Annotated in this window: 22 protein-coding genes, 3 tRNA genes and 3 pseudogenes; 17 read left to right on the top strand and 11 right to left on the bottom strand. The window is 36.7% G+C overall.

What is annotated here, in order from left to right; translation table 11 throughout:
- The first annotated feature begins 541 nt into the window (after window positions 1-541).
- From EXE09_RS01950 to EXE09_RS01930, 5 genes are all read left to right on the top strand, one after another.
- Window positions 542-1,417: a MetQ/NlpA family ABC transporter substrate-binding protein gene (locus tag EXE09_RS01950; protein WP_130116153.1), complete on the top strand. Its 876-nt coding sequence runs from the start codon at window positions 542-544 to the stop codon at window positions 1,415-1,417.
- A gap of 73 nt (window positions 1,418-1,490) precedes the next feature.
- A complete protein-coding gene (locus tag EXE09_RS01945; protein WP_068974333.1) occupies window positions 1,491-2,516 on the top strand; it encodes a methionine ABC transporter ATP-binding protein in 1,026 nt (341 codons plus the stop codon).
- Window positions 2,513-3,208 (top strand): methionine ABC transporter permease, encoded by a 696-nt coding sequence (locus EXE09_RS01940; RefSeq protein ID WP_068974334.1) that lies wholly within the window; start codon window positions 2,513-2,515, stop codon window positions 3,206-3,208. The genes EXE09_RS01945 and EXE09_RS01940 overlap by 4 nt, the downstream gene beginning before the upstream one ends.
- Before the next feature lie 259 nt (window positions 3,209-3,467).
- On the top strand, window positions 3,468-3,899 hold the full coding sequence (locus EXE09_RS01935; protein ID WP_130116152.1) for a hypothetical protein: 432 nt from the start codon (window positions 3,468-3,470) through the stop codon (window positions 3,897-3,899).
- 92 nt (window positions 3,900-3,991) lie between these two features.
- A complete protein-coding gene (locus EXE09_RS01930; RefSeq protein ID WP_130116151.1) occupies window positions 3,992-4,618 on the top strand; it encodes a hypothetical protein in 627 nt (208 codons plus the stop codon).
- 86 nt (window positions 4,619-4,704) lie between these two features.
- Here the strand turns inward: EXE09_RS01930 and EXE09_RS19160 are convergent.
- Window positions 4,705-4,797 (bottom strand): annotated as a pseudogene (locus EXE09_RS19160) (DUF4951 domain-containing protein); the annotation flags it as partial.
- A gap of 158 nt (window positions 4,798-4,955) precedes the next feature.
- Here EXE09_RS19160 and gloB point away from each other — a divergent pair.
- The 3 genes from gloB to EXE09_RS01915 all read left to right on the top strand — a co-directional run bounded on the left by gloB (window position 4,956) and on the right by EXE09_RS01915 (window position 7,029).
- The gene (gene gloB, locus EXE09_RS01925; protein WP_130116150.1) at window positions 4,956-5,687 is read left to right on the top strand and encodes a hydroxyacylglutathione hydrolase; all 732 of its coding nucleotides are present in this window, start codon (window positions 4,956-4,958) and stop codon (window positions 5,685-5,687) included.
- Window positions 5,688-5,758: 71 nt separating this feature from the next.
- Window positions 5,759-6,496 (top strand): alpha/beta hydrolase, encoded by a 738-nt coding sequence (locus EXE09_RS01920; protein WP_130116149.1) that lies wholly within the window; start codon window positions 5,759-5,761, stop codon window positions 6,494-6,496.
- A 329-nt stretch (window positions 6,497-6,825) separates the two neighbouring features.
- Entirely contained in the window at window positions 6,826-7,029 is a 204-nt protein-coding gene (locus tag EXE09_RS01915; protein WP_068974339.1) for a hypothetical protein, read from the top strand.
- Between the two features lie 119 nt (window positions 7,030-7,148).
- On the opposite strand, the gene EXE09_RS01910 is transcribed toward EXE09_RS01915, so the two are convergent.
- The 6 genes from EXE09_RS01910 to EXE09_RS01885 form a co-directional block, all read right to left on the bottom strand.
- Window positions 7,149-7,571 (bottom strand): hypothetical protein, encoded by a 423-nt coding sequence (locus tag EXE09_RS01910; RefSeq protein WP_087552769.1) that lies wholly within the window; start codon window positions 7,569-7,571, stop codon window positions 7,149-7,151.
- Window positions 7,572-7,745: 174 nt separating this feature from the next.
- Window positions 7,746-7,830: transfer RNA gene (locus tag EXE09_RS01905), tRNA-Leu, on the bottom strand.
- Window positions 7,831-7,868: 38 nt separating this feature from the next.
- Window positions 7,869-7,942: transfer RNA gene (locus EXE09_RS01900), tRNA-Trp, on the bottom strand.
- Between the two features lie 41 nt (window positions 7,943-7,983).
- Window positions 7,984-8,068, bottom strand: a tRNA-Leu gene (locus tag EXE09_RS01895).
- A gap of 108 nt (window positions 8,069-8,176) precedes the next feature.
- Window positions 8,177-8,974 (bottom strand): protein kinase domain-containing protein, encoded by a 798-nt coding sequence (locus tag EXE09_RS01890; RefSeq protein WP_130116148.1) that lies wholly within the window; start codon window positions 8,972-8,974, stop codon window positions 8,177-8,179.
- Window positions 8,971-10,482 (bottom strand): DUF3336 domain-containing protein, encoded by a 1,512-nt coding sequence (locus EXE09_RS01885; protein WP_130116147.1) that lies wholly within the window; start codon window positions 10,480-10,482, stop codon window positions 8,971-8,973. The genes EXE09_RS01890 and EXE09_RS01885 overlap by 4 nt, the downstream gene beginning before the upstream one ends.
- Window positions 10,483-10,691: 209 nt before the next feature.
- Here EXE09_RS01885 and EXE09_RS01880 point away from each other — a divergent pair, with 209 nt between their 5' ends.
- The 6 genes from EXE09_RS01880 to EXE09_RS01855 all read left to right on the top strand — a co-directional run bounded on the left by EXE09_RS01880 (window position 10,692) and on the right by EXE09_RS01855 (window position 20,354).
- On the top strand, window positions 10,692-11,564 hold the full coding sequence (locus tag EXE09_RS01880) for an ATP-binding protein (protein WP_130113137.1): 873 nt from the start codon (window positions 10,692-10,694) through the stop codon (window positions 11,562-11,564).
- A gap of 205 nt (window positions 11,565-11,769) precedes the next feature.
- Complete coding sequence (dnaE, locus tag EXE09_RS01875; protein WP_130116146.1) at window positions 11,770-15,342, top strand: DNA polymerase III subunit alpha; 3,573 nt, start codon at window positions 11,770-11,772, stop codon at window positions 15,340-15,342.
- A gap of 43 nt (window positions 15,343-15,385) precedes the next feature.
- Complete coding sequence (locus EXE09_RS01870) at window positions 15,386-16,219, top strand: RNA methyltransferase (RefSeq protein ID WP_130113135.1); 834 nt, start codon at window positions 15,386-15,388, stop codon at window positions 16,217-16,219.
- Window positions 16,219-17,052: a serine O-acetyltransferase gene (cysE, locus tag EXE09_RS01865; protein WP_068974346.1), complete on the top strand. Its 834-nt coding sequence runs from the start codon at window positions 16,219-16,221 to the stop codon at window positions 17,050-17,052. The genes EXE09_RS01870 and cysE overlap by 1 nt, the downstream gene beginning before the upstream one ends.
- 245 nt (window positions 17,053-17,297) lie before the next feature.
- Complete coding sequence (locus tag EXE09_RS01860) at window positions 17,298-18,224, top strand: ABUW_2363 family tetratricopeptide repeat lipoprotein (RefSeq protein ID WP_068974347.1); 927 nt, start codon at window positions 17,298-17,300, stop codon at window positions 18,222-18,224.
- Between the two features lie 120 nt (window positions 18,225-18,344).
- Window positions 18,345-20,354 (top strand): lipase family alpha/beta hydrolase, encoded by a 2,010-nt coding sequence (locus EXE09_RS01855; RefSeq protein WP_086322781.1) that lies wholly within the window; start codon window positions 18,345-18,347, stop codon window positions 20,352-20,354.
- Window positions 20,355-20,443: 89 nt separating this feature from the next.
- On the opposite strand, the gene EXE09_RS01850 is transcribed toward EXE09_RS01855, so the two are convergent.
- Complete coding sequence (locus EXE09_RS01850) at window positions 20,444-21,274, bottom strand: DMT family transporter (RefSeq protein WP_130116145.1); 831 nt, start codon at window positions 21,272-21,274, stop codon at window positions 20,444-20,446.
- Between the two features lie 204 nt (window positions 21,275-21,478).
- A complete protein-coding gene (locus tag EXE09_RS01845; RefSeq protein ID WP_087552776.1) occupies window positions 21,479-21,892 on the bottom strand; it encodes a GFA family protein in 414 nt (137 codons plus the stop codon).
- Window positions 21,893-22,072: 180 nt separating this feature from the next.
- Between EXE09_RS01845 and EXE09_RS01840 the strand changes: the two genes are divergently transcribed.
- Window positions 22,073-22,318: a hypothetical protein gene (locus EXE09_RS01840; protein WP_130116144.1), complete on the top strand. Its 246-nt coding sequence runs from the start codon at window positions 22,073-22,075 to the stop codon at window positions 22,316-22,318.
- A 144-nt stretch (window positions 22,319-22,462) separates the two neighbouring features.
- On the top strand, window positions 22,463-22,900 hold the full coding sequence (locus EXE09_RS01835; RefSeq protein ID WP_130116143.1) for a PaaI family thioesterase: 438 nt from the start codon (window positions 22,463-22,465) through the stop codon (window positions 22,898-22,900).
- 149 nt (window positions 22,901-23,049) lie between these two features.
- On the opposite strand, the gene EXE09_RS01830 is transcribed toward EXE09_RS01835, so the two are convergent.
- Entirely contained in the window at window positions 23,050-23,979 is a 930-nt protein-coding gene (locus tag EXE09_RS01830) for a hypothetical protein (RefSeq protein WP_130116142.1), read from the bottom strand.
- A 200-nt stretch (window positions 23,980-24,179) separates the two neighbouring features.
- Between EXE09_RS01830 and EXE09_RS01825 the strand changes: the two are divergent.
- Window positions 24,180-24,910: pseudogene (locus EXE09_RS01825) on the top strand (IS5 family transposase).
- 86 nt (window positions 24,911-24,996) lie between these two features.
- Here EXE09_RS01825 and EXE09_RS01820 read toward each other — a convergent pair.
- Window positions 24,997-25,878, bottom strand: a pseudogene (locus EXE09_RS01820) (IS982 family transposase).
- Window positions 25,879-25,933: the final 55 nt, after the last annotated feature.

Here is a 25,933-nt window from a genome sequence, read left to right as displayed (position 1 = left end):
ATTTAGCATCATCCTAAATCATGTATCGAGCAAAGTTGGATATTTTATTGATTCGACTTTGCTCAAATACTTAGCTCACATCCCACAGCTTATAAATAGAATCAATCGATCAAAGCTTTCAAGAAAAACTGCGCTATGCTTTGATTGATATTCAAAAATCATATATAAAATTGAAAAAAAATTATATCTAGTGAATTACCATTGCATGAACGGATCCCCCAAAGAATAAACAAAAGTTTTTGTTTTTATTATTAAATTGACTCAAATTATAGAATTCAAATCGCTCTCAAGGTATAGGATTTAAAAAATCAGCTACTATGTATAATATAAATTTATTGATATGATAAACAAATCTTTAGAATCAGTTTTAAAAAATCTAATTCATTAAATCTGTACTCTAATCCTCAAATGTACGAAATATAAAGCATGCCAAAAGACGAATGGTCAAAAGCATGATTTATTTTCAAAAATGTTAAAAATTGATCTCAACCATCGAGAATGCATAAGAATTACTTCTGCATTTCCTTGTTAGGAATTATCCATGAATAAGTTGTTTGGCGTTTTACTGAGTGCTTCTGTGCTAACTCTTGCTGCTTGTGGTAAACAAGATGCTCCAAAAGCAGAACAAGTAGGTAAAGCACCTGCTGGTGAATTAACAACAGTTACACTTGCTTCAAGCGGTTCAGACACAGACATTTGGAACTATATTGCGACATTGCCAGAAACTAAACAGGCTGGAATTGAGTTAAAAGTTAAAAACTTTACTGATTATGTTTCTATGAACACGGCTGTAGCAAACAATGAAATCGATGCTAATGCATTCCAATCGTATGCATATATGGTCGCTTATAATGACAATAACAAAGCAAAAGTTGCACCAATTGCAACGACTTATCTAGAGCCTATGGGTATCTATTCAAGCAAAGTGAAAAAAGTTGAAGAATTTGCCAATGGTGCAACCATTGCCATTCCAAATGATGGTGCAAATGAATCTCGTGCATTGTTATTATTACAATCAGCAGGTTTGATTAAACTTAAAGCTGGTTTTGATGATGTTAAAGGTACACCAGCAGATATCACTGAAAACGCGAAAAAAATTGTGATTAAACCAATTCAAATGGCAACTGCTGTACGTGCCAAAGATGAAGTTGATGCGATTGTTCTAGGTAACGTTTTGGCAATGGAAGGTGGTCTTAACGTGATTAAAGACTCGATCTACCATGAGCCTATCGATCAATCAACTAAAATGAATGTCAACATCGTCGCTGTTGCCGATGCGCGTAAGAATGATCCTACATTGCAAAAATTAGGTACGCTTTACCATACTGCTGCTGTAGAAAAATACATCCAAGATCATTTCCAAGGTACGAAAGTTGATGTAAATAAACCTGTAAGCTATCTTACAGAATCAAAATAGTCTTATAATGACTTTCATTAAACAGGCAAAGTGACTTTGCCTGTTTTTCTTTTTTGTACATTTTTTTGACGATATGATTGAATTTAAAAATATTTCCAAACACTATGATCTCAAAGGTCAAACCTTACTTGCTCTGGATGAAATTAATTTAACCATTCCAGCAGGCAGTATTTTTGGCATTATTGGCTATAGTGGTGCAGGTAAAAGTACCTTAATCCGCTTGATTAATTTGCTTGAACGTCCGTCTCAAGGTCAGATTATCATCAATGAAAAAGATTTTACTGCTTTGGATGCTCGCTCACTTCGTCAAGAACGTGCCAATATCGGCATGATCTTTCAGCATTTCAACCTACTACAAACCAAAACTGTAGCAGATAATATTGAAATGCCGTTGAAATTGCTCGGTGTTAGTAAAGACAAACGTGAAAAACGTTTAAATGAATTACTTGAATTTATTGATTTAAAGCATAAAAAAGATGCTTATCCAGATGAACTTTCAGGTGGTCAAAAACAGCGTGTCGGGATTGCTCGTGCACTTGCAAATCATCCTAAAATCTTGCTTTGCGATGAAGCGACTTCTGCACTTGATCCGCAAACGACTAAATCCGTCTTGGAATTATTGAAAAAAATCAATAAAGAGCAAGGTATTACCATCGTCATGGTGACTCATGAAATGGATGTGATTGAATCTGTATGTGACTATGTTGCAGTGATGGAACAAGGTAAAGTGATTGAAACAGGTTCAACCCTAGAAATCTTTAGTCAACCACAGCATCCTACAACCAAGAATTTTATTCAAACAGTTCTACAACAACAGCTTCCTGTAAATATTCTCAACAATTTAGAAAATCAAAATCATAAGAGTATTTATAGCCTGCAATTCTTAGGCACTTCTGCTCAGGAAACTGTAGTTCAAGCTGCGATTAAACAATTTGATATTAGCTTGAATATTTTATTTGCCAATATGACTGAAATTAATGGTTCAGTGATCGGACAGATGTTTATTCAATTATTGGGTGATCCTGCGATTATTCAACAAGTCATCAACTTCTTCGAAGCACAAGGTGTGAAAGTAACCCAATCAGGAGTAACCGTATGAGAGATTTAATCGTACAGTGGCTCACAGAACTGACTGCGCCTTACTGGAAAAGCTCGTTATCTATTGATCAATTTGTTACAGCCATGCAAGAAACCTGTCACATGGTATTCTTTGCAATGTTATTTGGAACGATTTGGGGCTTTATTCAAGCGATTATATTATTGGTGACACGTCCGAATGGCATCATGCCGAATCGTGCGGTTTATCATGTGATGAACCCGATTGTGAACGCCTTACGCTCCCTTCCCTTCATTATTCTATTGATTGCTGTTATTCCACTGACTAAATTATTGGTTGGGACTTCAATCGGGACTTGGGCTGCAATTGTTCCTTTGACCATCTATGTCGGTCCTTATATTGGTCGTTTGATTGAAACGTCTTTACTTGAGGTCAATGAAGGGATTGTTGAATCTGCACAAGCAATGGGCGCTTCACCTAGCCAGATTATTTTTAAATTTATTATTCCTGAAGCACGTAGTTCTTTGATTTTAAATTTAACCACGGCAACCATTAGCTTGATCGGTGCAACTGCAATGGCAGGTGCTGTTGGTGCAGGCGGTATTGGTGACTTAGCCATTTCTTATGGTTATCAGCGTTTTGACACAAGCGTGGTCATCTTAACAGTGATTGTATTATTAATCTTGGTACAAATCGTTCAAAGCTTAGGGGATTGGTTGTCTAAATTACGATAGACACATCATCAAGATTTTTAAGTTTAGCCCTTATCTGAGGGCTTTGCTTTATTTACTTAATTATCTAACAATATAGAATAAGATAAAAATTATGATCTAACACTTTAAACCCATGGATAATCAAAATAATACGTTTCAAATCAACCATCTAAATGATCACACTGAGATTGATATTCAATTTGATAAATCAAAATATTTTCTTGATATTTTTATAAATATTCTCGTGTTAAGTTTTTTTTGGATTGCAGGAATTTCAGACATGTATGATGTCTTTTTTGGTGACGATACAAATGCGAGTGGCTTTTTGATGTTGTGGGCTGCTTTTGTTTGTACATTCACTTATTTTACAATTGAAAATATTTTATGGCTCTCCAAAGGCACTGAAAAAATTTATATCGATCAGAATAAAATCACGATTACTAAATATATTCCCTTGTATTTTCTTAAGAAAAACTGTGAAGAAACTCAAACCATTTTATTTGAAAACTTCGAGAAAATGTACTATTCAGAGTACTATGCCAACAAAAGCCAATTACCTCGCCCTAAAAAAGGCAATCTTCATTTAAAACACAAATCAAATACCCTCTCTTTTGGGATCACTTTAGACAAACCAGAAGCTGATCTTATTTTTAAGGAAATTCAAAACTATGCAGATCAATATCATTTAAAAAATGAAGCAAAAGGTCTGTAAATTATGTATTATTTTTACACACGCTTTTATGCATAAAGAACTCATGCATAATTACAAACGAAAATATTCCTACAAATACACTGACGGTAACAATGAAAATCTTATCATTTTTTTTAACAACACTATGCTTAACAACAACTTCATTCACGTTTGCACAAAGATCTATTGATTACACCACTTCGGTAAAAGTAAATGGTGTTGAACTCATCAATGCAATTCCATCAACTCAAGTTGAAAAATTGATTGGTCAACCCTCTAAAAAAATCAATAAACAATTTTCAGAATGTACAGGAAATTATGAATATTCCACATCGACATCGACTGGAAAAAACTTAAAATTCGAAATTTATAGTGAGGATAATCCTCAAGTAAAGTCTGAAAACTTCTACAAAACTAAAAATAATTTTCAACAACTTGGCACAACCAAAGGCATGGTTTGGTTGAGTTGGGCAAATGCTCAAACTATGACGGATACCATCCTGATTAATTCAAAAGTAATCAATAAGCAATATACACCGAACCAGTTTAAAAAAGACTTTCCAAACAGTGCCAAAACTGGAACAAACTCCGTCAGTGTTCTTATGCTCGATACATCTGAAGTAAAACAGTTCTTAAAGAATCCTGCTGATTTTGAAGTCGGTTATACCGCTTCTGTTCATTTTGCTTTTAAAAATGGAAAGCTCAATACATTAGCCATTAATCAAGCCATTGCTTGTTAAGGTCAGGTAAATACTGAATATAAAAGCGCATTTACGACGGAAAATGTGCTTTTAGAAAGTCTTAAATATCAATAACGTTATCTAACTTAATCCACCCACATCCACGCAATTTTCTTCATTAATTCAGCATAATATGGTGCAGTAGGATTACATGGATTACGGCGTACTTCATTTTCATAAACAGCTTGTTTGCAATTTAATTCGTTGAAACTTCATTTTTGGGTCTTAAAACTTAAAGTTAATGCTTTGACACAAAAATGAGTGTTCAAAATGTTAAACTTGTTTAAACAACCTATTTTAGATTAAATAGAAGCAGCGCTAACAATGGAATTCAAAGATGCAATTTAAAATTCACGTGATCGATGTCAAAAACCAATTACAAAACTATATCTGGTTACTTGAGGAAACATCGAGTCATGATGTTGTTGTCGTAGACCCTACTGAATCAGCGTTAGTTGAGCAATATTGTGCTGATCATCATTTAAATCTAAAGCAAATTTGGCTCACACATTGGCATAAAGACCATATTGGTGGCGTTCCCGAACTCATTGCCGATCAAAATATTCCTGTTTATGGCCCTCGTGCTGAACTGAGTCACATTCCCTTTATTACTCACCCACTTCAACATGATGATCATTTTGAATTTCATGGTTTAAACATTGACATCATTGCAGTGCCTGGACATACCTTAGGTCACATTGTTTATTTTATCGATGCATTGGACATGGTGTTCTGTGGTGATACGTTATTTGCAATGGGCTGTGGTCGAATGTTTGAGGGTACCGCAGAACAATTTTATCATTCACTGAATCGTCTAGCTGCACTTCCACCACGCACCAAAGTATATTGCACCCATGAATATACACTGTCGAATGCTCAGTTTGCCTTGCATATAGAACCTGAAAATCGCGCTATTCAACAACGTGCTGAAGAAGTTAAACAATTACGTGAACGTGGTGAGATTACCCTACCAAGTACCATCGAGTTAGAACTAGAAACTAATCCGTTCTTACGTGTTGAAAGTGCCGAGGAGTTTGCACGCATTCGCACCTTGAAAGATAACTTTTAACGCATTGTGAGTTTCTCTAAAGCTTGTTCGCTTCTGCAAATGATTTTTAATGCACAATATCTTTTCAATCCATGCCTAAATTAATTCATCCAAAGCCGATGTTTTTAAAAGGTTCAGCGCAAGCTGTGCTTTTATTGCATTCCTATACCAGTACCTATCGTGATGTAAAACCATTAGCTGTGTTTTTAAATCAACATCAATACACTTGCTATAGTTTTAGCTATGCAGGACATGGGCTAATGATGGATGAGTTTCTAAAATTTAATCCTGATGATTGGTGGCAAGAAGTCATCCAAGCTTACAATTTTTTAATTGAGCAGGGTTATCGTGAAATTGCGGTGATTGGCGTTTCATTAGGTGCTTTGCTTTCCCTAAAACTCGCTGAAAGCTTCCCTATCAACGCTTGTATCAGTATGTCAGCGCCACAAACTCGCTCTGTCGAAGATTTATTTCAACGCCTAAGTAAATACGCTGAATATTTACAACAATTTGAAACAGATCAGCAGGTTTTGAATATTGCCCAGTTATATATCAAGGCTCAACCACAACTCGAACAGTTTGAAAACTTTGTGGTTTCAACAATGCAAAACTTAAATAGAATCCATGCGCCTACAGCTACTCTTTTTGGCAAACTGGATGAAGCATTATATGAACAGTCTGCGCATTATATTTTTGAACAAATCTCAAGTTCAGACAAAATGATCAAAGCTTATTCTCATTCTGGGCATTTGATGACCTTAGGGCAAGATCAGTCGATTTTATTTAAAGATATTTTAAACTTTCTAAATTTACACCTACCCAATACATAAATTGGAAAATCATTTTTTTGAAATTATTTCTTACATTTATAAAAATATTTTCACTGATACAATCTTGGTTTTTTATTCCCTATTTTTGCATCAAAATATTACAGATTGATTTAAAATATTATAATAATTCATTGTTTTACCTATTTATTTTTAAAAATTGTTAAATTGCATTTCACATTTAAAGAGAAAAAATACGCTCTGCTACAAAAGACCCATTTCTCTAACTGATCAAATATTGGTATAAAAAATAAGTTTCATCAAATTTCCCCCTTTAAAAATTTAGTGGTCATCCCTATTAAATTTATAGACAGGAATTAAGGAGATCTTCTGTGAAAAAGGTTGTTAAAGCAAAAAATTTGATCGCTTTCCGTATCTGGTTAGAAAAACTGGGATACTCTGTAAAAACTTTGGCTGATGATAAAGGATTTACCTTCAGCTTTAAAAAAGAATATGGTTTAGTCACGTGTGATTTATCAGGCAATAATTTAGCCATGCAACTTGGTGAAGAATTTGAAGACCATTTAAAGGCCTAATGTTGATCCATTTTACATAATCAACGTATGTTTAAAATGAAGCTCTCTGTTAAAGACCTCAAGTGATTCACTGAGGTCTTTTTATTTTATCTAAATTCAGTCAAATTTATCCAAGCTAACTAACGCGACAGCGCTTGATATACTTGAATATAATGTTCTGTCGCTTGTTGATGTTGCGAATATAAAGTTTCTATATTCTTCTCAGATTCATTTGCTGCAAGCGCTGAAAGATAAGCCTGATAACGCAACATTGCAGCTTGGCAAATCGTATCTAACTGTACCTCACCCGTTGAACAAGACGCCTTATCTGATTGCCCCAAAGTCTTAAAATGGGATGGCTTGGCTTGCTGTTTAGTACTCCCCTCATTTTCCTCATCATCTGCAAAGTCTTTTTGCATGCGTGACATGGTATCCATCAATTCTGCATTATCTACGCCCATATTTTTCAAAACATTCATTTGCTGTTGCAATAACGCGGCATCATTATTTGCAAAACAATTCAATGAGACTACACAGCCGATCACAACTAAGATTTTATTCATAAAATTACCTATTCTATTTTTAATCATTCACACTCGATTTATAGGCTATGCTTATTTTTCCACAGAATATATTCCCCAAACGAGGGGTAAGTGCAAATAATAATTTTTGATGTTTTTAATTCTAATTTTTAGGCAATAAAAAAGGCATGATTTTCATCATGCCTTTTTCAAATATGGTGGGGACGGAGAGACTCGAACTCTCACACCTCGCGGCGCTGGAACCTAAATCCAGTGCGTCTACCAATTTCGCCACGTCCCCGAATAAAAAAACCACATCAGTGGAATCTTTAAAATAAGTGGCAGAGGATCAAGGATTCGAACCTTGACGAACGGTTTTGGAGACCGTCATGCTACCATTACACCAATCCTCTATAACATATCATCGGGCTTTCGTACCACCAAATGAATTGCTTGGTGGGGACGGAGAGACTCGAACTCTCACACCTTGCGGCGCTGGAACCTAAATCCAGTGCGTCTACCAATTTCGCCACGTCCCCGATGGCTGTGTATATTATAGAGATCACTTAGGTATGACAAGCCCTTTTTTATAAAAAGATACTCGTTTGTTTAAATAAAAAACAAAAGTAGTGAATAGTGCTTTTAGTTTAAGCAATCTGGCTTAATTGTTGTTTTATTTGATAAATATTTGTACAACGTTGCCCTGCTTTTTTCTTTAGCATGGATTTTAAAACCGCTTCAAATATTTTAAATCGACTCGGTAAGTCCACTTCAAGCTGTTGGCAATGCAAAATTGCCCAATCTTGATAGCTTTTTGCAGTTAAACGGCGCTGAGTCAGCCATTCCAACCAAATTATTCCTAAAGCATAAAGATCTGTTGCAAATGACTTTGGTGCTGCATGAAACAATTCTGGTGCCATATAACGCGGTGTCGCTGTATTCGGCATGACTCCAACATCCCTAATATGAAAACATTGCTCATAATCAATCAAAACTGCTTGCTGTTGCTTAATACGGAAATGCTGTAGCTTTAAATCACCATGTATATAACCCAGATCATGCAACTGTTCTAAAACTTCAAGGCTCAACACTAAAGTCGAAAAAATATCACTTAGCTCAAGTTGATTGGGATGTTTAGCGAACAATGCAGGAACGTTTTCAATCCATAAGGCTTGATTAAATACTTCTTCTTTTAAATTGAATTTTTGATAGGGATTGAAAATAGAAAAGTTGCATAGAAAACTTTGATCTACTTTTTCAAAACGATTTAATTGTTGGTAAATGTCTAACTCATGTAAAAAACTATCTTGATACGCCTGATTCGATTGTTTTAATTGTAGTTTAAGCCAATAGCTTTGATCGCCCTGTTGAATTTGATAAACACGGCGACCAAACTTTTGACTTTGTAATGAATTAAGCGCTTGAGGAAGCTCTATTTCACTCATGCTTCTGATAATTGTGTTGTGGAAGTTTTCTTTTCAGTTGGAAAATTCAAAACTTCTAAACAATGCTGAATGGTTTTACCAATACGTGCATGCGTTTCAATATTGGAAATCTTCGGCCAAGTTGCTCGCTCACCTTCTCGTTGCAATAATTTAAATAAATGCGGACGCGGGTTTTGCAACATATAACTATAATGTCGCAAGCTATAATTACCAATAATATTCACATCACCATAATAACGCTGATCCACAACACCATAGCCATGATCTAATAGACGACGAATCGTAGGTACACGCCCCATGCGCCCACGCGCGAAGTCCATAACCCCCATGGTTGCCATCTTGCCCTGTGAACGAACAATACGCTGTGGCCAACTCAATAAATCCTTACGATAACGATCCTCATCATCTTGCATAAACGGCACAATATGTGGGTTTACCTGACTAGCTATCGTGTAATTCAAATTATAAAGACGTGACATGCGTTCTTGCGGGAAGTCATTGCACACACTGCCATCAACCCAACGCGTATTGGCTAAATATGGTGTATGTAATCCATCGTAGCGCTTACTGGTCAAACGCACGGGTGGAAATAAGATAGGTACTGCACAAGATGCCAAGACCGCACTCCACACCAATAAATCAGGTGAGGTATATTTATTCATAATTCGCGCATCTTCTTGCGAAATATCATACGGTGCAACGGTTACATTGATGTCTAAACCTGATTTTTCAAAAGCTTCGGCAAAAGTCACATCACCTAGATTTTCTACAAGGAATTTTTTGAGATAACGTACATCCGCAAAACCACCATTTCCTTTGAGTAATTCTTTTACACTACGGAAATGAAACGCTTCACTATAGAACTGATCACCTGTTAAAAGATTGGGAATTTCACTCGGTTCATTCACTCCCAACATAGCCGTCATGATTGCACCTGCACTCGAACCAGACAATACTTTTGGCATTAAATCTTGTTCCATCAGCGCCTTACACACACCACTGTGGAATAAGCCTAAGGTTGCACCACCTGAAAACATCAGTGCAGGCTGACCATAGGCTTTTTCACAATTTTCAAAAAAGCTTTTCTTACTGTCTAAGCACAATTCTTGGCAACTTTCAGAAGCAATAAAAGCAAGGCTTTTGCTCACTTCATCAATATAATCTTCAATCAGTTTTTTGGTACCGACATAGGCATGTGCAAACAACATCGGATGCCCAATATTTGCAACGTCATGACTAAATCCTTCACGTAGGATATACATCAAATCCTGAGTACGACCTTGTTGACGATACCGACGTAATAAATTTAAACGATGGGAAATAATCTCAGCATCAAAATACGGTGAACTATTATCCAGTTTCCACTCTTGCGCACCTGTTTCAGAGTCTAGCTTTAAAGCAATGGACTTCCATTCCTCGTAGCATTCAGCATGCGCCAAATTTCTTTTTAGTTTTTTTATACGATAAGCCTGATGTGGATTTAAATCTTGGGTAAGTTCTAATAACATTTTCTAATATTCCTTTGATTTTAATCCGAGGATGAGTCACACATCATTCAACTATGCTTAAAAATCACGTGAGAATCAATCACCATCAGTCATTTAATTCTTGCTCGTCCTTTTAATTATCGCCTATTGAGATTAGATCAATAAAAATACTGTGTTAATATTGGAGCAATCTCTCATCAAATGTAATTTTCAAAATATAGTGAACGGACATGGCAACTATCGATTTACCTGACAATATCATTGCACAATTATCTACTGTTTTAAGCCAATTACAGCAAGTCTTACCAGAACCCAAACAACCCACTGATTTTGAAGCAATCGCGTTTAGATGGCATGAAAAACAGCTCAAAGCGATTTACAATCCTAAAGCGGTTCTATTGGAAGACCTCAAAGGGATTGAACGCCAAACAGCTAAAATCATTCAAAATACTGAACAGTTTTTAAATGGTCTACCTGCCAATGATATTTTACTCACAGGTTCTCGTGGTACGGGTAAATCTTCCATTGTTCGTTCACTATTGACTAAGTATGCAGATCAAGGTTTACGTTTAATTGAAATTGAACGTGATGATTTATCAGAATTACCTGAAATTCAAAAAATCATCAAAGATCGCCCTGAAAAGTTTATTGTCTATTGTGATGATTTAGCGTTTAACGCAGAAGATGAAAATTATCGTAGTTTAAAAAGCGTACTCGATGGTTCTTTACAATCAGGTTCAAGCAATTTTGTGATCTATGCGACCAGTAACCGTCGTCATTTATTGCCTGAATTTATGCATGAAAATACCCCAGTAACCAAGGTCGATGTGCCGCAATATAAAGAACTTCACCCGCAAGAAGCGATTGAAGAAAAAATTTCTTTGTCTGATCGTTTTGGTCTATGGCTGTCGTTCTATCCAATGGATCAGCAACTTTATCTTGAAATTGTGGAACATTATTTGGCGAAAGAAAATATTTCATTTACAGACGAAGTTCGTGCTGAAGCTTTAAGATGGTGTCAAGCACGTGGACAACGTTCAGGGCGTGCTGCTTATCAATTTTCAAAACATTGGATTGGTTCAGAACGTTTAAAAGCACTTTAATTTTAATACTGCCTCACCAGTTGTTATTCTAATATTCATTGCAATAACAACTGGTTTATTTAGATTCAATTAAAACAAACATCATGAATAACAAATTTATTTCATTAAAATTCAATACATTGGATAATTAATTTCAAATACTAAATTACGCACATCTCAGCCTAAGCATGATAAAATGCTTCACAGTTTTAAATAGGATTGGTCTATGCAGTTTGTTCATCTTGGTATTCATACCGAATTTTCGATTACAGAATCGATCGTACGTATACCTGATCTGATAAAAGCTGCTGCATCAGACGAAATGCCTGCATTAGCGATCACAGACCTATCCAACCTACATGCCGCAGTCAAATTCTATAACAAAGCAATGGGCAAAGGCATCAAACCCATTTTTGGTAGTGTCATTCGCTTAAACGATGCAAATCACAAAGCGACTTTACTCGCAATGACCAATAAAGGCTGGCGTGGACTGACTGAAATCGTCTCACGTGGTTTTATTGAGGGACAACAACTCTCAATTCCCTGCATCCAAAAAGATTGGGTACTAGAACAATCACAAGACATTATTGTCCTGCTTGGTTTACATAGTGATGTCGGTGAAATGCTACTTTCAGCCTATCCTGAAAAAGCAGAGCCACTACTTGAAGAATGGATCGAAAAATTTGGCAATCGGGTCTATTTAGCATTAACACGTACAGGACGCCCACAAGAAGAAAGTTTTAATATCGAAGCGGTTAAATTGGCTTCTAAATATGGCATCGGTGTGGTTGCACACAATGATGTGCACTTCATCACCGCGGAAGACTTTGAAGCACACGAAGCACGCGTTTGTATCGCAGATGGTTATGTACTGGGTGATGATAAGCGTCCAAAAAATTATAGCCCTGAACAATACTTCAAAACCTCCGCGGAAATGATTGAACTATTTGCAGATATACCAAGTGCGATTGAAAATACACTTGAAATTGCTAAACGCTGTACAGTGTCATTACGTTTAGGTTTCCATGACTTACCAGACTATCCAATTCCTGAAGGTCATACTATTCACTCCTACTTCGAGCACTTGTCCGAGGTCGGTTTAGAAGAACGCTTAGATGTACTCTACCCTGTAGAAAAGCGTGATGAAGACTGGGCTGAAATCCGTAAACCTTATGATGAACGTCTAGCCTATGAGCTTGGCATTATCAATAAAATGGATTTCCCTGGCTACTTCCTGATCGTAATGGACTTTATTGGATGGTCGAAAAACAACGGCGTTCCAGTTGGGCCTGGTCGTGGTTCTGGTGCGGGTTCACTTGTTGCATACAGTTTAAAAATTACCGACTTAGACCCGCTACGTTATGACCTCCTGTTCGAACGTTTCTTAAACCCAGAACGTGTTTCGATGCCTGACTTTGACGTCGATTTCTGTATCGCAGGTCGTGATAAGGTCATTGATTATGTAGCACGCCATTATGGACGTGATGCCGTTTCGCAGATTGCAACATTTGGTACCATGGCGGCTAAAGGTGCAATTCGAGATGTTGCCCGCGTATTGGGTAAATCCTATGGTTTGGCAGACCGTATTTCAAAAATGATTCCAACCAAACCTTTAGGTTTAAGTTTGGAAGAATCATTGGAAGCTGAACCACAACTCAAAGACATCGTCACCAACCCATCCAACCCAGATAACGATGATGCTGCTGAAATTTGGGAAATGGCGCTCAAACTTGAGGGTATTACCCGTAACACAGGTAAACATGCGGGTGGTGTGGTTATTGCCCCTACGAAGATTACTGATTATTCCGCTGTATTATGTGAAGCCGATGGTACAGGTCGTGTTGCTCAATTTGATAAAGATGACGTTGAAGCTGCAGGCTTAGTTAAATTCGACTTCTTGGGTCTACGTAACTTAACCGTAATTGAAGATGCGGTTCAAAATATTAATAAGCGGGTCAAATCTGAAACACCGCTTGATATTGCGCATATTCCATTAGATGACCCTGAATCTTATGCCGTATTTGCTGATGCAAATACCACTGCGGTATTCCAGTTTGAATCCGTGGGCATGAAAAAGATGCTCAAAGAAGCACGCCCAAGTAAATTTGAAGAAATTATCGCCTTCGTATCTTTATACCGTCCTGGTCCAATGGATCTAATTCCTGACTTTATCCATCGTATGCACGGTGGTGAGTTTGAATACCTGCACCCATTACTTGAAAGTGTACTTGAACCGACATACGGTATCATGGTGTACCAAGAACAGGTGATGCAAGCGGCACAGTTCTGTGCAGGCTATACCCTCGGTGGTGCAGATTTACTGCGTCGTGCCATGGGTAAAAAGAAAGTCGAGGAAATGGTCAAACAGCGTGCCACCTTTATTGAAGGTGCTGCGAAAAAAGATATTGATGAAGGCACAGCTAACCATATCTTTGACTATATGGAAAAGTTCGCAGGCTATGGTTTTAACAAATCACATGCTGCCGCTTATGCCCTCGTTGCCTATCAAACCGCTTGGCTGAAAGCGCACTACCCTTCTGAATTTATGGCTGCGGTCATGTCTTCGGAAATGCAGAATACAGACAATATTGTCTTCTTGATCGACGACTGTCGGATCAACAATTTAAAAGTTTTACCGCCTTCTGTGAATATGTCGTTCTATCAATTCCATGCCAGTGATGCTGAAACCATTATCTATGGTTTAGGCGCGATCAAAGGTGTGGGTGAAGCTGCAATGCAGTCGGTGATTGATTCACGTGAACAAGATGGAGAATTTAAAGACCTCTTTGATTTCTGCCATCGTGTAGATTTGAAGAAAATTAATAAGCGAACTTTAGAGGCTTTGATTCGTGCAGGTGCTTTAGACTGTTTAGGTATTGAACGTTCAAGCTTAATGGCGCAATTACCAGAAGCTGTACAAGCGGCGGAGCAAGCACGTTCAAACCGTGAAACAGGCATCATGGATTTATTTGGTGAAGTTGAAGAAGTTCAACGTAAACCAGCAAAACCTGTAAAACCATGGTCAGATGAAGTTCGCCTCAAAGGTGAAAAAGATACCTTAGGTTTATATTTAACAGGTCATCCGATTGATGTTTATCGTGCAGAATTAAAAGCATTTATTCCACATAAAATCAATGAACTCACGCCTACACGTCGTGGTGTAACGACTGTTTTTGCAGGTTTAGTGGTCGATGTTGCCAACTTCCCGAACCGTATGATGATCACCCTAGATGATGGTACTGCGCGTATCGAAGTCTCAGCGAATCACGAACGTTTCCAACGCTTCAAAGATATTATTCAAAATGAAAAAGTGGTGGTCATCGAAGGTGAAATTTATGAACGTGAAGGTTTTGATCGCCCAATGGGACGCTTAACCAAAGCATTCACCTTAAATGAAATCCGTCAAAAACGTGTCAATCACATCGAACTTAAACTTCAACCTGAAGTTATTAGTAAAACTTTAGTTTCTGATCTGCAAAAGATTCTATTACCTTTCTGTAATGTCGATATGTGTCAGCATATTCCAATGCAAATATTGATGGACTATGACTATGCAACTGCTGATTTGCATTTAGGACAACAATGGAAAGTTGCACCTTTGGATGATTTGCTCTCAAAATTACGTGATTATTTTGGTAAAGAATCGATTCATCTTGAATACCATGTTAAATCTAAAGCAGCTAAGGCTGTGGATCACCGTGAACTCGCCCAAACAACTCAAGTTGCTCCGCCACCTGAGAACATGAGTATGGATGATGCCATGGATGAATATATGGCTGATGCAGGTCAATTTTCCTAAATTGTTCTCCCTAATTTTTTAATTTTTATATGTTGGAATATTCATGGATATCTTCGACAATGCTGTGATTTCACAGCATTTAAGTCATGTACGTATTGTCATGGTCAATACCACTCTGCCAGCCAATATTGGTAGTGCTTTGCGTGCGATGAAAACAATGGGACTATCTAAACTGGTCTTAGTTTCACCTAAAACTTATCCGCACCCTGATATTGATGCACTTTCTGCTGGTGCTTCTGATTTGATTGAGCAGATTGAAATTGTAGAAACTTTAGAAGATGCGATTAAAGATTGTCACCTTGTTTTTGGTACGAGTGCGCGTAGTCGTACTATTCCTTGGCCATTGCTTGAAGCACGCCCTGCTGCACAAAAAACGATGCAAGCCGTGATTCAAGAACAACAGGAAACAGCGATTGTCTTTGGACGTGAAGACCGTGGACTGACCAATGAAGAACTGGCATTGGCAAATTATCATGTCACCATTCCTGTCAATAGCGATTATGGCGTTTTGAATGTTGCACAGGCAATTCAAGTCATTTGCTATGAAATGCGTATGGCAACACTAGAATTAGCAGATAAACAAGTCGATACCGAAGCTGTGATGCATGTGACTGATGCTGATGATATGCACTGGGACGAGCCTTTGGTGACCCATGAGCAAATGGAGCAATTCTACCCACATTTTGAAAAAATGTTGGCTGAAATCGAATTTATGGATCCAAAAAATCCAAGATTATTGCCTTTGCGCTTGCGTCGACTTTTTGGACGTATACAATTAGATAAGATGGAATATCATTTATTAAGAGGCGTGTTTAGCCGAGTACAAGCCTTGAATAATGGTACATGGAAAAAGTCAAAAACTGAGGATCAAAACTAATGCTAAAACAGCTTAAAGAAGACATCCAAGCTGTATTTGCGCGTGATCCTGCTGCGCGCAATACCTTTGAAGTACTGACCACCTATCCTGGCATTCATGCACTGATGATGCATAGAGTCGCACACGAACTATGGGTAAAGGATTGTAAAACTTCAGCACGAATCTTGTCTTCTTTCAGTCGTTTTACTACGGGTATTGAAATCCATCCTGGTGCGAAAATCGGTAAACGTTTTTTTATCGACCATGGCATGGGCGTTGTGATTGGTGAAACCGCCGAAATTGGCGATGATGTGACCTTATACCATGGTGTGACTTTAGGTGGCACAACGTGGAATACCGGAAAGCGACATCCAACATTGGCTGATGGTGTTGTCGTTGGCGCGGGTGCAAAGATTCTTGGTCCTTTTATCGTGGGTAAAAATGCCAAAGTCGGTTCAAATGCGGTCGTGACCAAAGCTGTCCCAGAAGGTGCAACAGCTGTTGGTAACCCTGCCCGCTTTATCATTAAAGATAAAGATAGCAAGCCAAGTGCTGTACAAGAAGCACCGTGTCCAGAAAAAGCGATTGACAGTTTAAATCCAAATCCTGAATTTCAGGCTTATGCTGCAACGCAAGAACAAACTGATCCAATGCTCGAAGGCATGCGTGTATTACTTAATCGCCTAGAGCAAAATGAAAAGCGCATGAATGATTTATGTCATCGTTTATCACAGCTTGATCCTAGTTTTCATGTACAACAAAACTTAGAACAACCATTAAGTGATGAAGAAATCAAAATCATTGATGATGTTCGTCGTGAATGTGAAGCGCAAAAGCAACAATCTAAGACCTAAAAGCACAGTTTTTATGGTATGAAGTTATTGCTAAATAACTTCATACTTTTCAACATATAATTATTTTTCTGATCAAAATAAAAAACAATAAAAATCTGAGTATTTTTTCAAATCTGAGTTATCAATTTTCAATCTTTATGTATTATTTTTAATAACATAATGCTTTTAAAGTTGCATGTTCCAGTCCGTTTTCATAGACTGATGCACATGTAAATTTTTTAATATAAATTTAATGGAAGATCCTCATGACGATTAAGCCTTTGGCATACGCATTACTTGCAACTTCTGTACTGACAGCGTGTTCAACAACTCCAACGAAGCATGAAAATAAAATTGCTGCAAATGAACCTTTTATTTACACTGAGCCAGAAATTTCACCACCATTCTACGCACTGAATCCATTTGATTATACTAAGCCACCAGTATTTGAATTAGAATTAAAAAAAGCAGCAGCAGCCCCTGTAAACAAACTTGAAGTAACTGACCCTGCTAACCCAACTAAAAAGCTTATTTTAGATACTAACAAACTGATCATTCCAACTGTAAATAATACTCAGCGCACCATGAAGTATGCTGTGCTTGCAGGTGAAAATGAAATCGACATCACTGCAATTGATGACTTCTTACAAATGGTTGAAGGTAAAGCGCGCCATTACCCACCCCAATTTTCTGATCGCAAAGAAAAAAGTGGTTTTGTATCAAAATTAAAAGAAGTATCTACACAGCTTGACCAATTAGCAGCTGCACCAAATGCATCATTTGATGTTCTTATTCGTGCATTTAAAGCGAGTATTCTAGGTCGTAACTTGGATTTGGGTTCATCATATACCACCAAATCTCTTGATTACGCACAACGTATTCTCAAAATCAATAAAGAAGATCCAGAAGCTAACTTATGGTTTGGCTTCTCTTTATCTGAAGGTGGTGGTCAAAAAGAAGCACTACCATATTTAGATAAAGCAATGAAAGCGGGTGTCCAAGAAGCTTATTTATCTTCTGTGAATAATTATTTAGGTATGGAACAGAAGAAAAATGCAGTGCAAATGCTAAAAAATTATAAAGTAAAATACCCAGAAGAAGCTTCTGTTGTCGATCGCTTGATTCCTGAAGTTGAAAAACAAGGACGCTATAATGTATGGCAAACACTGAAGAATCCAGCTCTCGCGAAGTAATAAGTTAAAATGGCAATTTAGAATTTAAAAAATAGACTGATCATTCAGTCTATTTTTTTTGATTTCAAATTGAATTTAAACAAAATTGTCGTATTATTCAGAAATAGCTTGAACCAGTTAATGATTATGCAAAACTCTAAAAAAAATATTTTGCTCTATGCTTTAGCCTTCAGCCCCCTGTTTTTTTCAGGCTGTCAGGTCGTTAGCGTAAAAAACCAAAAAGTGAATGTCACCATAGCCAATGAACGTGACAGTATTTTAACTCGTTCTAAAATGAGTGAAGCCAGTTTAAATGTCCTTTCAATGACAGGACGTGAAGCCAAGTCTTGTGCTGAAGAACCCGAAAAATGTGTTGCTGATTTAGAAAAAATCCCGCAAATTCAGGATGAGCAACTCCTTTCTACAATTAGTGAAATCTATTTAACCAAAGCGATTTCATTAGGTGACTCATCCAACTGTAAAATTAGTCTATTTGCAAAGCATCAGTCTGAAGAAAAACAAAAAATTAATCAGCAAAATTACGATCAATGTTTAGATCAACAAATGGCGATGCTAGACAAAAGTATCCGTTATAGTTATGCCTATTTATTTAATACTGAACGTCAACCACAAGATCGTATTTTCAATAATAGACAAGTTCAAATCCGAGATTTTTACAATCAGTCTTTGGCAAAAATGATTACCACCTATTCATTACGCCATAAAAATCAAAAAGTTTCGAAACAGATTCAAATTGGTGAAAGTCGCTATAGCATCAACTTTGATGGTTATCCGCAACTGGCTCAGTTAGATATTGAAAATTTACTCTCAAGTTATAATCTCAACTTTTCAGGTTTACGCTCTATCAACCGTCGAGATGGTTTCGGTGCTGAGTTTGTTGCCATTCTACCTGAAACTAAAAAATCCGAAGAAAATAAATATATTGTTGATCCTGAACATTATGCTTATAAAGGTGGTGTGAATCCAAATATCCACCAACCACGCTATTTATCTGTCAGCATTGCAGCTCAACCGCAATCCTCTGAAAGTATACAAAGCATCTTACATGACCCAAATTTTCAGTTGAAAGTTTATGACCCGTATAGTATTGAAAAAGTCAAAGTCGGTGGTAAAGAATATCCTCTTGCTGCTAATTTCTCTGCCCCCTACGGTTTGTGGTTGGCTGAAAATAATCTAGGGATCGCAGCTTATCTCAGCTTAATCGACCGCGATCAGCGTTTAACCATGCCACATTTATACATGCTTGAACCTTATAACCCAAATAAAAAAGTAATAGTATTGGTTCATGGTTTGGCGAGTAGCCCTGAAGCGTGGATTCGTTTAACCAATGATATTATGGGCGATAATGTACTGCGCGAAAACTATCAAGTTTGGCAAGTATTCTATTCAACCAATATGCCGATTTTAGAAAGCCGTTTCCAAATCAATGCCATTATCAATCAAACTTTTAAAACTATTGATCCAAATTCCTCTTCTGCAAAAGACTCTGTTTTGATTGGACATAGTATGGGTGGAATTATTGCACGGCTATTGGTCAGCGATTCTGATTTAACTCAACCTGCATTAAAGATGTTAAATAATCGTAAATACGATAAGTTTAAAAATGATCATATTTTCCAAGCACGTTTACAGATGAAACCTGTACCAAACTTTGACCGTGCTATTTTTATTTCAGCACCACATCGTGGCACAGCATTTGCGGATCGTTGGTTTACCCTAGCTGCTCGTCGGATTATTAAGCTTCCAGGTGCGTTCTTAGGAGCTTTAGCAGATTCGATAGATGACCGTGATTTGAATGCGAAAAACTTCTTAAAAGATGTTGGGCATGGTTTGATTCAAAATGGACCAAGTGATCTGAGCCATAATTCTAAATTCACCCTATTAACCAAAGATGTAATGCCAAAAAAAGGCATGATTTATCATTCAATTATGGGGAATGTTACAGATAGCTCTGATCCAAATGTCATGACGGATGGCATCGTGCCATATACCAGTTCACATTTAGATGGTGCCGTTTCTGAAAAAGTACTGAAAGGTGGACATTCTATTCAAGAAACACCTGAAGCCGTACTCGAACTTCGCCGTATTTTAAGATTACATTTAACGGAACATGGTTTGTATAAACCTTAAATTGTAGTTTGTTAAAAAAGCCAGCTTACTCACAGCTGGCTTTTTTATAAATCTTAAACCATCAAATGTCGTGCTTATATTTTAATAGGCTATACTTTTTTGGGCGTAACATTGATCACCAAGAAAATGCCTGCCAATACGATGAGTGTTGAAACAATCATCCGAAGACTTATACTTTCCCCGACAAATAATGAACCGCCTAAAATTGCCAAACACGGAACACTGAGTTGCACGGTACTTGCTGTAATACTGTCAATTTTACGGACAATCGCATACCACAGGACATACGCTCCACTAGATGCCAAGCCACCAGAAAGCATTGCAAACATGACACCATGTATATCTAGGTTGATATTTTCAATAAAAAATAACCCCATCACAATCACGATCGGTACTGCAAGTACAAAGTTTGTAAAGGTACTCGCCAAAGGGTTGGTGATCTGTTTTCCACTAATGCTATAGCAAGCCCAAGCAATGCCAGAAACAATCATCAGCAATGCAGAATTAAAAGGTGGCGCTTTTGAATTTGGTAATAGTAAAATCACAATCCCAGCCAAAGCAAGAATCAGCCCCAAGAGGCGTTTAAAATTAAGTTTTTCGCCATGAAAAACGCCGTATAACACCATACTCAGCTGTACGATACCAAATAAAAGTAATGCGCCTGTACCCGCTTCGATATGTATATATGCCAATGAAAATGCAAGTACATAAACAGCAAGGAAAAATGCTTGCTTGATGTTCCATTTCAGAGGAACTCTTTCTTTAGAAAGCAGAAATAAAAACAATAACGTGACTGCACCACTCGTTACCCGAACCACACTAAATGACACAGGATCAATTGAAGTATTGACTAAAGCGAGACGGCATAGGACTGAATTTGCAGCAAAAGCCAACATGGCAATACACAAGCGTAACAGCATAGTTGAGCATCCATTTTCAACAATGTAGACCTATGTATATAAAAAAATTACTTATTAAGCTATAGGTAATTTTTTATTAAAACTATCAACATCTCTGATATAGCATTAACTTCATTGCGTTCACCTACACATTTAACAATGCCATTGCGTAATGCTTAAAGATAAAACGACTATAAATAATCATCCTTGAGCTAAATTAAGTCCTTATTCTGTAGGATTAAATAAGGCGATCACATCAGCTTCCGTCATTTTCTTGGTTTCATTGTCGAAACTGTAAAATTGTGGTTTATTGTCGATATAAATCTCTAGATTAAGCTTTAAGTCTTCAGGTGAATCATTCAAAGCAAAAGCATTAATATTGCAATAGCTTTGGTCTTTAGTTCGCCAAAAAAGATTTGTTCCACAAACATTACAAAAGCCGCGTTCCCCCCATTCAGAAGAGTTATAGACCGTTAAATGCACTTGCTGATCAAAGACCAAACTACCTTGCTCTGTATCAATCGTCATAATCACACCACTGGTTTGTCGACGACAAATTGAACAATGGCACACATGTACGTCATGATTTTTTAGCATTACTGAGAAAGTGGTTGCACCACAAACACACTGTCCTTTCATAACTTCATCCTTATCCATTGATTCATTTATATAAAATACTATGTGTGTTATATCTAATTCTAGTTAAATCATACATTTTTTAATCAAGCTTAATTAAAATCGTGAATTTATAATTGTAATTTGAAATAATTAGTTTTAAATTATTAAATACAACAACTTAAATATAATATATGGATAAATATGCGTTATAAAATTATTGATGTTTATAAACTTCAAGATATTCAACGGTATATCGCTAAATGTTTAAAAACGCAATCACCTCAATTCATTGTAATTGAAAGCCATCGTACGCTATGTAAAGAACTCGATATCATTGATGTAGACTTAGAAAAGTCCTTAGCAACATGGGCAACAGGTGAAAAAATAGCTTTAAAAATCATTCATAAATCAGATCATATCGAAAAATTCTACAACATTGATCATTAAATTTTTCTTAGACAAAATAATTGACTGCTCAATTCAAAATTCGTTAAAAAATTTGACACTATCTATTCAAAGCCTTTATTTTATCAATTAAGTTCCTTTTTAGAACTTTAATTAAATTAGAACTTAAAACCTAAGGATAAAAGTATGAAACACCTTAAAGAAATGACTGGACTCGAGTTTTTACAAGCAATGGTAGATGGACATATCCCTAGAGCTTCAATCTCTGAAACCATTCCTATGGATTTAGATGAGATATCTCATGGTCACGCCAGCTTTAAAGTCAAAGCGGATAGCCGTCATTTGAATCCTTTGGGTGGCGTGCATGGTGGTTTCGCTGCGACAGCGCTTGATTCTGCAACGGGCTGTGCTGTACATACCACACTTGAAGCAGGTGTTGGTTATGGCACCATCGATTTGAATGTAAAAATGTGTCGCCCTGTGCCTAAAGACAAAGAATTACTGGCAATTGGTTCAGTAATTAATTTAAGTAAAAACCTTGCAATTTCAGAAGGTAAATTGGTTGATGAAGATGGAAAACTTTATGCGCATGCAACTGCAACCTGTATGATTATTCGTCCATAATTTCGAGTCAGATCAACGTGCTATTCAATTGAATGGCACTTACTCTGCTGATGAGTTAGCACTGGCATTCAGTTGAATTTGCACTTCATAAAAAAGACCACACTATTTTCATAATGCGGTCTATATAACTTACTTAGTGAATGATTATTTTAATAATCATCTATTTCTGACCATTTTGTTACTTTATCAAATAACACTTTGCCAGCACCAGTTGCTTTATACTGGGCAGTTTGATCATTAATCGCTGTAAGCACAATAGAATTGGCACTATTGTTCAAATCCTGAATATTTAATGTCCCAGCATATGGATAACCTACAAGCTCTTCATCCTCATCCATTTTAGCGAAGAATGGAGTTGCCATACTATCAAATGCAACCTTGTAATCACCACCTTCATTACCTGTTGAAGAAAGTTTACCACTGACTTGAAGTTTGGCAGTCGTTGCATCTTGTGGTGACCAGACAAATTTATAGTCTGTTAGATTATAATTTACAGGGATTAATTTATTACTCGAAGATAGCTCCTGAGTAACTACGCTTAACCCAGTTGAAGTGAATGTTACCGCAGTTGCTGACTCGCTGATCACCAATTTACCATTTACTTTGTCACTTTCACCATTAGAATATTTAATGACTAAATCTTTCGCTTCTACATTATCATCCGTAACATCGATAACACCAGAAGCTGCTCCGTCTTCATCAAATAATCCTACACAATCTTTAAATGTAATTACATTGTTTGAAATAGTATAAGAACCTGACTTACATTTAGCTCCTTTCTTTGCTTCATCTGAACCGTAAACTAATGCATCAGCTACACCAGAACCAGTAGCCTCTCCAAACGCAATACTTGTCATTGTATGCACTAAATCTAAACTTTCAAAACTGTTTGTTGTGCCTGTGCCTGTGCCTGTGCCTGTGCCTGTGCCTGTGCCTGTACCTGTGCCTGTGCCTGTGCCTGTGCCTGTGCCTGTGCCTGTGCCTGTGCCTGTGCCTGAAGTAGTATCATCACTATCGCCTCCACATGCACTGAGTAGTAGTGAACTAGCTATAGCAATTCCCAAAATAATTTTTTTCATATTATTCCCCAACAATTTTTCGTTTATTGTTCTATTAAATTATGTTTTTTCAAAGAATATTTCTATACCCCAAATGAGGTATAAAATAACAAAATTTACGAATATAAAAGCCGTAGTATGCTAGGGTGTGTTGACATTCGTTGCTTAAAATAAAAGCGAGATAGTAAAATTAAATCACCAAACCTAATTCACTACTCGCTATGCCTCGTACAATGCTGAATGATCAACACTGGTCTAAGTTAAAATCTATTTTGCGTAATTTTAATATTTATCCCAAACCAAATTTAAGAAATTTTATAGAAGCTATTCTTTTAGAATCAGAACAGGTTGTCCTTGGCGTGACTTACCTGAAGAATTTGGTAAATCCCATTCAATATTTCAAAAGTATAATCGCTAGTCTACCAAAGATAAGATAATGAAAATATTTAAATTATTAGCTAGCGATGCGGATATTGAGTGGCTGTTCATTGATGTGAGTAGCATCGCTACGCAAGATGTAAGAGCACACCAACATTCTGCTGAAATAAAAAATCAAGACATTTCCAAAAGCATTGCTGGAAATAGCTCTAAAATACATTTAGCAGTAGATGTTCATGGTAATCCTATTGAGTTTATAATCTCTGTTGGAACAACTCATGATGTCAAAGTTACTCCAAGATTAGTTAAAAAGTTAGACCTAACTGAAACGGAAATACGCTGTGTTGATAAAGGTTACGACTGCGAAACATTAAGAGATCAGATTCAAAAAGCAAAGACTAAAACAAATACAAAGTTAAATAATGATCATATGGATTGGTATTTATATAAAATCAGACACTTATTTGAAAATGCCTTTTGCCGTTTGAAGCATTTTCGAGGAATTGCTACACGATTTGATAAACTTAAACGAAATTTTAAAAGTGCTGTTGCTTTAGCATGTATCTATATTTAGTTACCATTATGAAATGTCAACAGCCCCTAATTATTAACTGCTAATTTTACCATTAATTCTATAAATTCCTATAATTTACGCCAATCTCAACTTTTAATTATGGTTTCAAGCTGTATAGGAGGATTCCCTAATTTCATATTTAGAATAACTGAAAGAGTATGTGAAAGAATCTTACGAACAATTTGATGTGTTAAATGCCACAGATCTTTTGCCCTTACTTTTTAAATGTTGAATCGGTCAGTCAACTGACCGATAACAGTTTCAATTTTCCTTCGAGCATTCATCAATATTCTGATTGATTCTTTTGGTCTTAGATCAACCATATTTCGTCTATAAGGTGTTTGTAAGTCTAAATATTGATGCCTAAAATATTGTTTTAATTCAGGTCTTATATATCCCTTATCCGCTCCCAATAAACCATAAATGTTTTGTGTAATTTCAGGTGCAACATCTCTTTCATCACAATTTGCTGGAGCAAAAGTATAGTTCGTAATCATCCCTGATAAATTAATCACGATATGCCCTTTAAACCCATAATATTTTTCCTGTTTTGCCGCACAATAACTAAAGCCTGCTGATGCTTTAAAGTTTCTATGCTTTTTTGCTCTCGCATAACGACAGACAGGAATCGGTAAACCATCCATAAAATGAATATTATCAGCACCAAAACGAGAACTTAGTTTTGCTGTAATTTGTTGATTAATATTCCATAAATTTGCACAATGCTTGCAGAAATTAGGATATGAACCTAACTGAGGAAACCACTCAATCCAATTATGCTTGAAATACATCCAGATATTTTTATCTGAATCTAGGCTGAGAAACTCTCCAACAATTTGCATGGTGATAATTTCAATATCACTTAAAGCAGGTGGGAAACCTCTGGTTCTTAAGGGTTTTGTGACAATGAGGAGATATACTTCCTCTATGATTAAGTAAATAGAAATGATAAATTCGTGAATGGACATAACTTAGTTTGTTTTCTTGGTCGAAAATTAAATTGGGTTATGTCCTTTATATTTC

The organism is Acinetobacter sp. WCHAc060025 (assembly GCF_004209355.1).
GTDB classification, from domain to species: Bacteria; Pseudomonadota; Gammaproteobacteria; order Pseudomonadales; family Moraxellaceae; genus Acinetobacter; species Acinetobacter wuhouensis.
Note: the sequence above shows the minus strand (reverse complement) of the source record. Positions and strands in the feature narration are given on the sequence as shown.

Coding starts and splice junctions, on each gene's coding strand:
- EXE09_RS01950 (WP_130116153.1), top strand. CDS start 542: ATGAATAAGTTGTTTGGCGTTTTACTGAGTGCTTCTGTGCTAACTCTT.
- EXE09_RS01945 (WP_068974333.1), top strand. CDS start 1,491: ATGATTGAATTTAAAAATATTTCCAAACACTATGATCTCAAAGGTCAA.
- EXE09_RS01940 (WP_068974334.1), top strand. CDS start 2,513: ATGAGAGATTTAATCGTACAGTGGCTCACAGAACTGACTGCGCCTTAC.
- EXE09_RS01935 (WP_130116152.1), top strand. CDS start 3,468: ATGTATGATGTCTTTTTTGGTGACGATACAAATGCGAGTGGCTTTTTG.
- EXE09_RS01930 (WP_130116151.1), top strand. CDS start 3,992: ATGAAAATCTTATCATTTTTTTTAACAACACTATGCTTAACAACAACT.
- gloB (WP_130116150.1), top strand. CDS start 4,956: ATGCAATTTAAAATTCACGTGATCGATGTCAAAAACCAATTACAAAAC.
- EXE09_RS01920 (WP_130116149.1), top strand. CDS start 5,759: ATGCCTAAATTAATTCATCCAAAGCCGATGTTTTTAAAAGGTTCAGCG.
- EXE09_RS01910 (WP_087552769.1), bottom strand. CDS start 7,571: ATGAATAAAATCTTAGTTGTGATCGGCTGTGTAGTCTCATTGAATTGT.
- EXE09_RS01890 (WP_130116148.1), bottom strand. CDS start 8,974: ATGAGTGAAATAGAGCTTCCTCAAGCGCTTAATTCATTACAAAGTCAA.
- EXE09_RS01885 (WP_130116147.1), bottom strand. CDS start 10,482: ATGTTATTAGAACTTACCCAAGATTTAAATCCACATCAGGCTTATCGT.
- EXE09_RS01880 (WP_130113137.1), top strand. CDS start 10,692: ATGGCAACTATCGATTTACCTGACAATATCATTGCACAATTATCTACT.
- dnaE (WP_130116146.1), top strand. CDS start 11,770: ATGCAGTTTGTTCATCTTGGTATTCATACCGAATTTTCGATTACAGAA.
- EXE09_RS01870 (WP_130113135.1), top strand. CDS start 15,386: ATGGATATCTTCGACAATGCTGTGATTTCACAGCATTTAAGTCATGTA.
- cysE (WP_068974346.1), top strand. CDS start 16,219: ATGCTAAAACAGCTTAAAGAAGACATCCAAGCTGTATTTGCGCGTGAT.
- EXE09_RS01860 (WP_068974347.1), top strand. CDS start 17,298: ATGACGATTAAGCCTTTGGCATACGCATTACTTGCAACTTCTGTACTG.
- EXE09_RS01855 (WP_086322781.1), top strand. CDS start 18,345: ATGATTATGCAAAACTCTAAAAAAAATATTTTGCTCTATGCTTTAGCC.
- EXE09_RS01850 (WP_130116145.1), bottom strand. CDS start 21,274: ATGCTGTTACGCTTGTGTATTGCCATGTTGGCTTTTGCTGCAAATTCA.
- EXE09_RS01845 (WP_087552776.1), bottom strand. CDS start 21,892: ATGAAAGGACAGTGTGTTTGTGGTGCAACCACTTTCTCAGTAATGCTA.
- EXE09_RS01840 (WP_130116144.1), top strand. CDS start 22,073: ATGCGTTATAAAATTATTGATGTTTATAAACTTCAAGATATTCAACGG.
- EXE09_RS01835 (WP_130116143.1), top strand. CDS start 22,463: ATGAAACACCTTAAAGAAATGACTGGACTCGAGTTTTTACAAGCAATG.
- EXE09_RS01830 (WP_130116142.1), bottom strand. CDS start 23,979: ATGAAAAAAATTATTTTGGGAATTGCTATAGCTAGTTCACTACTACTC.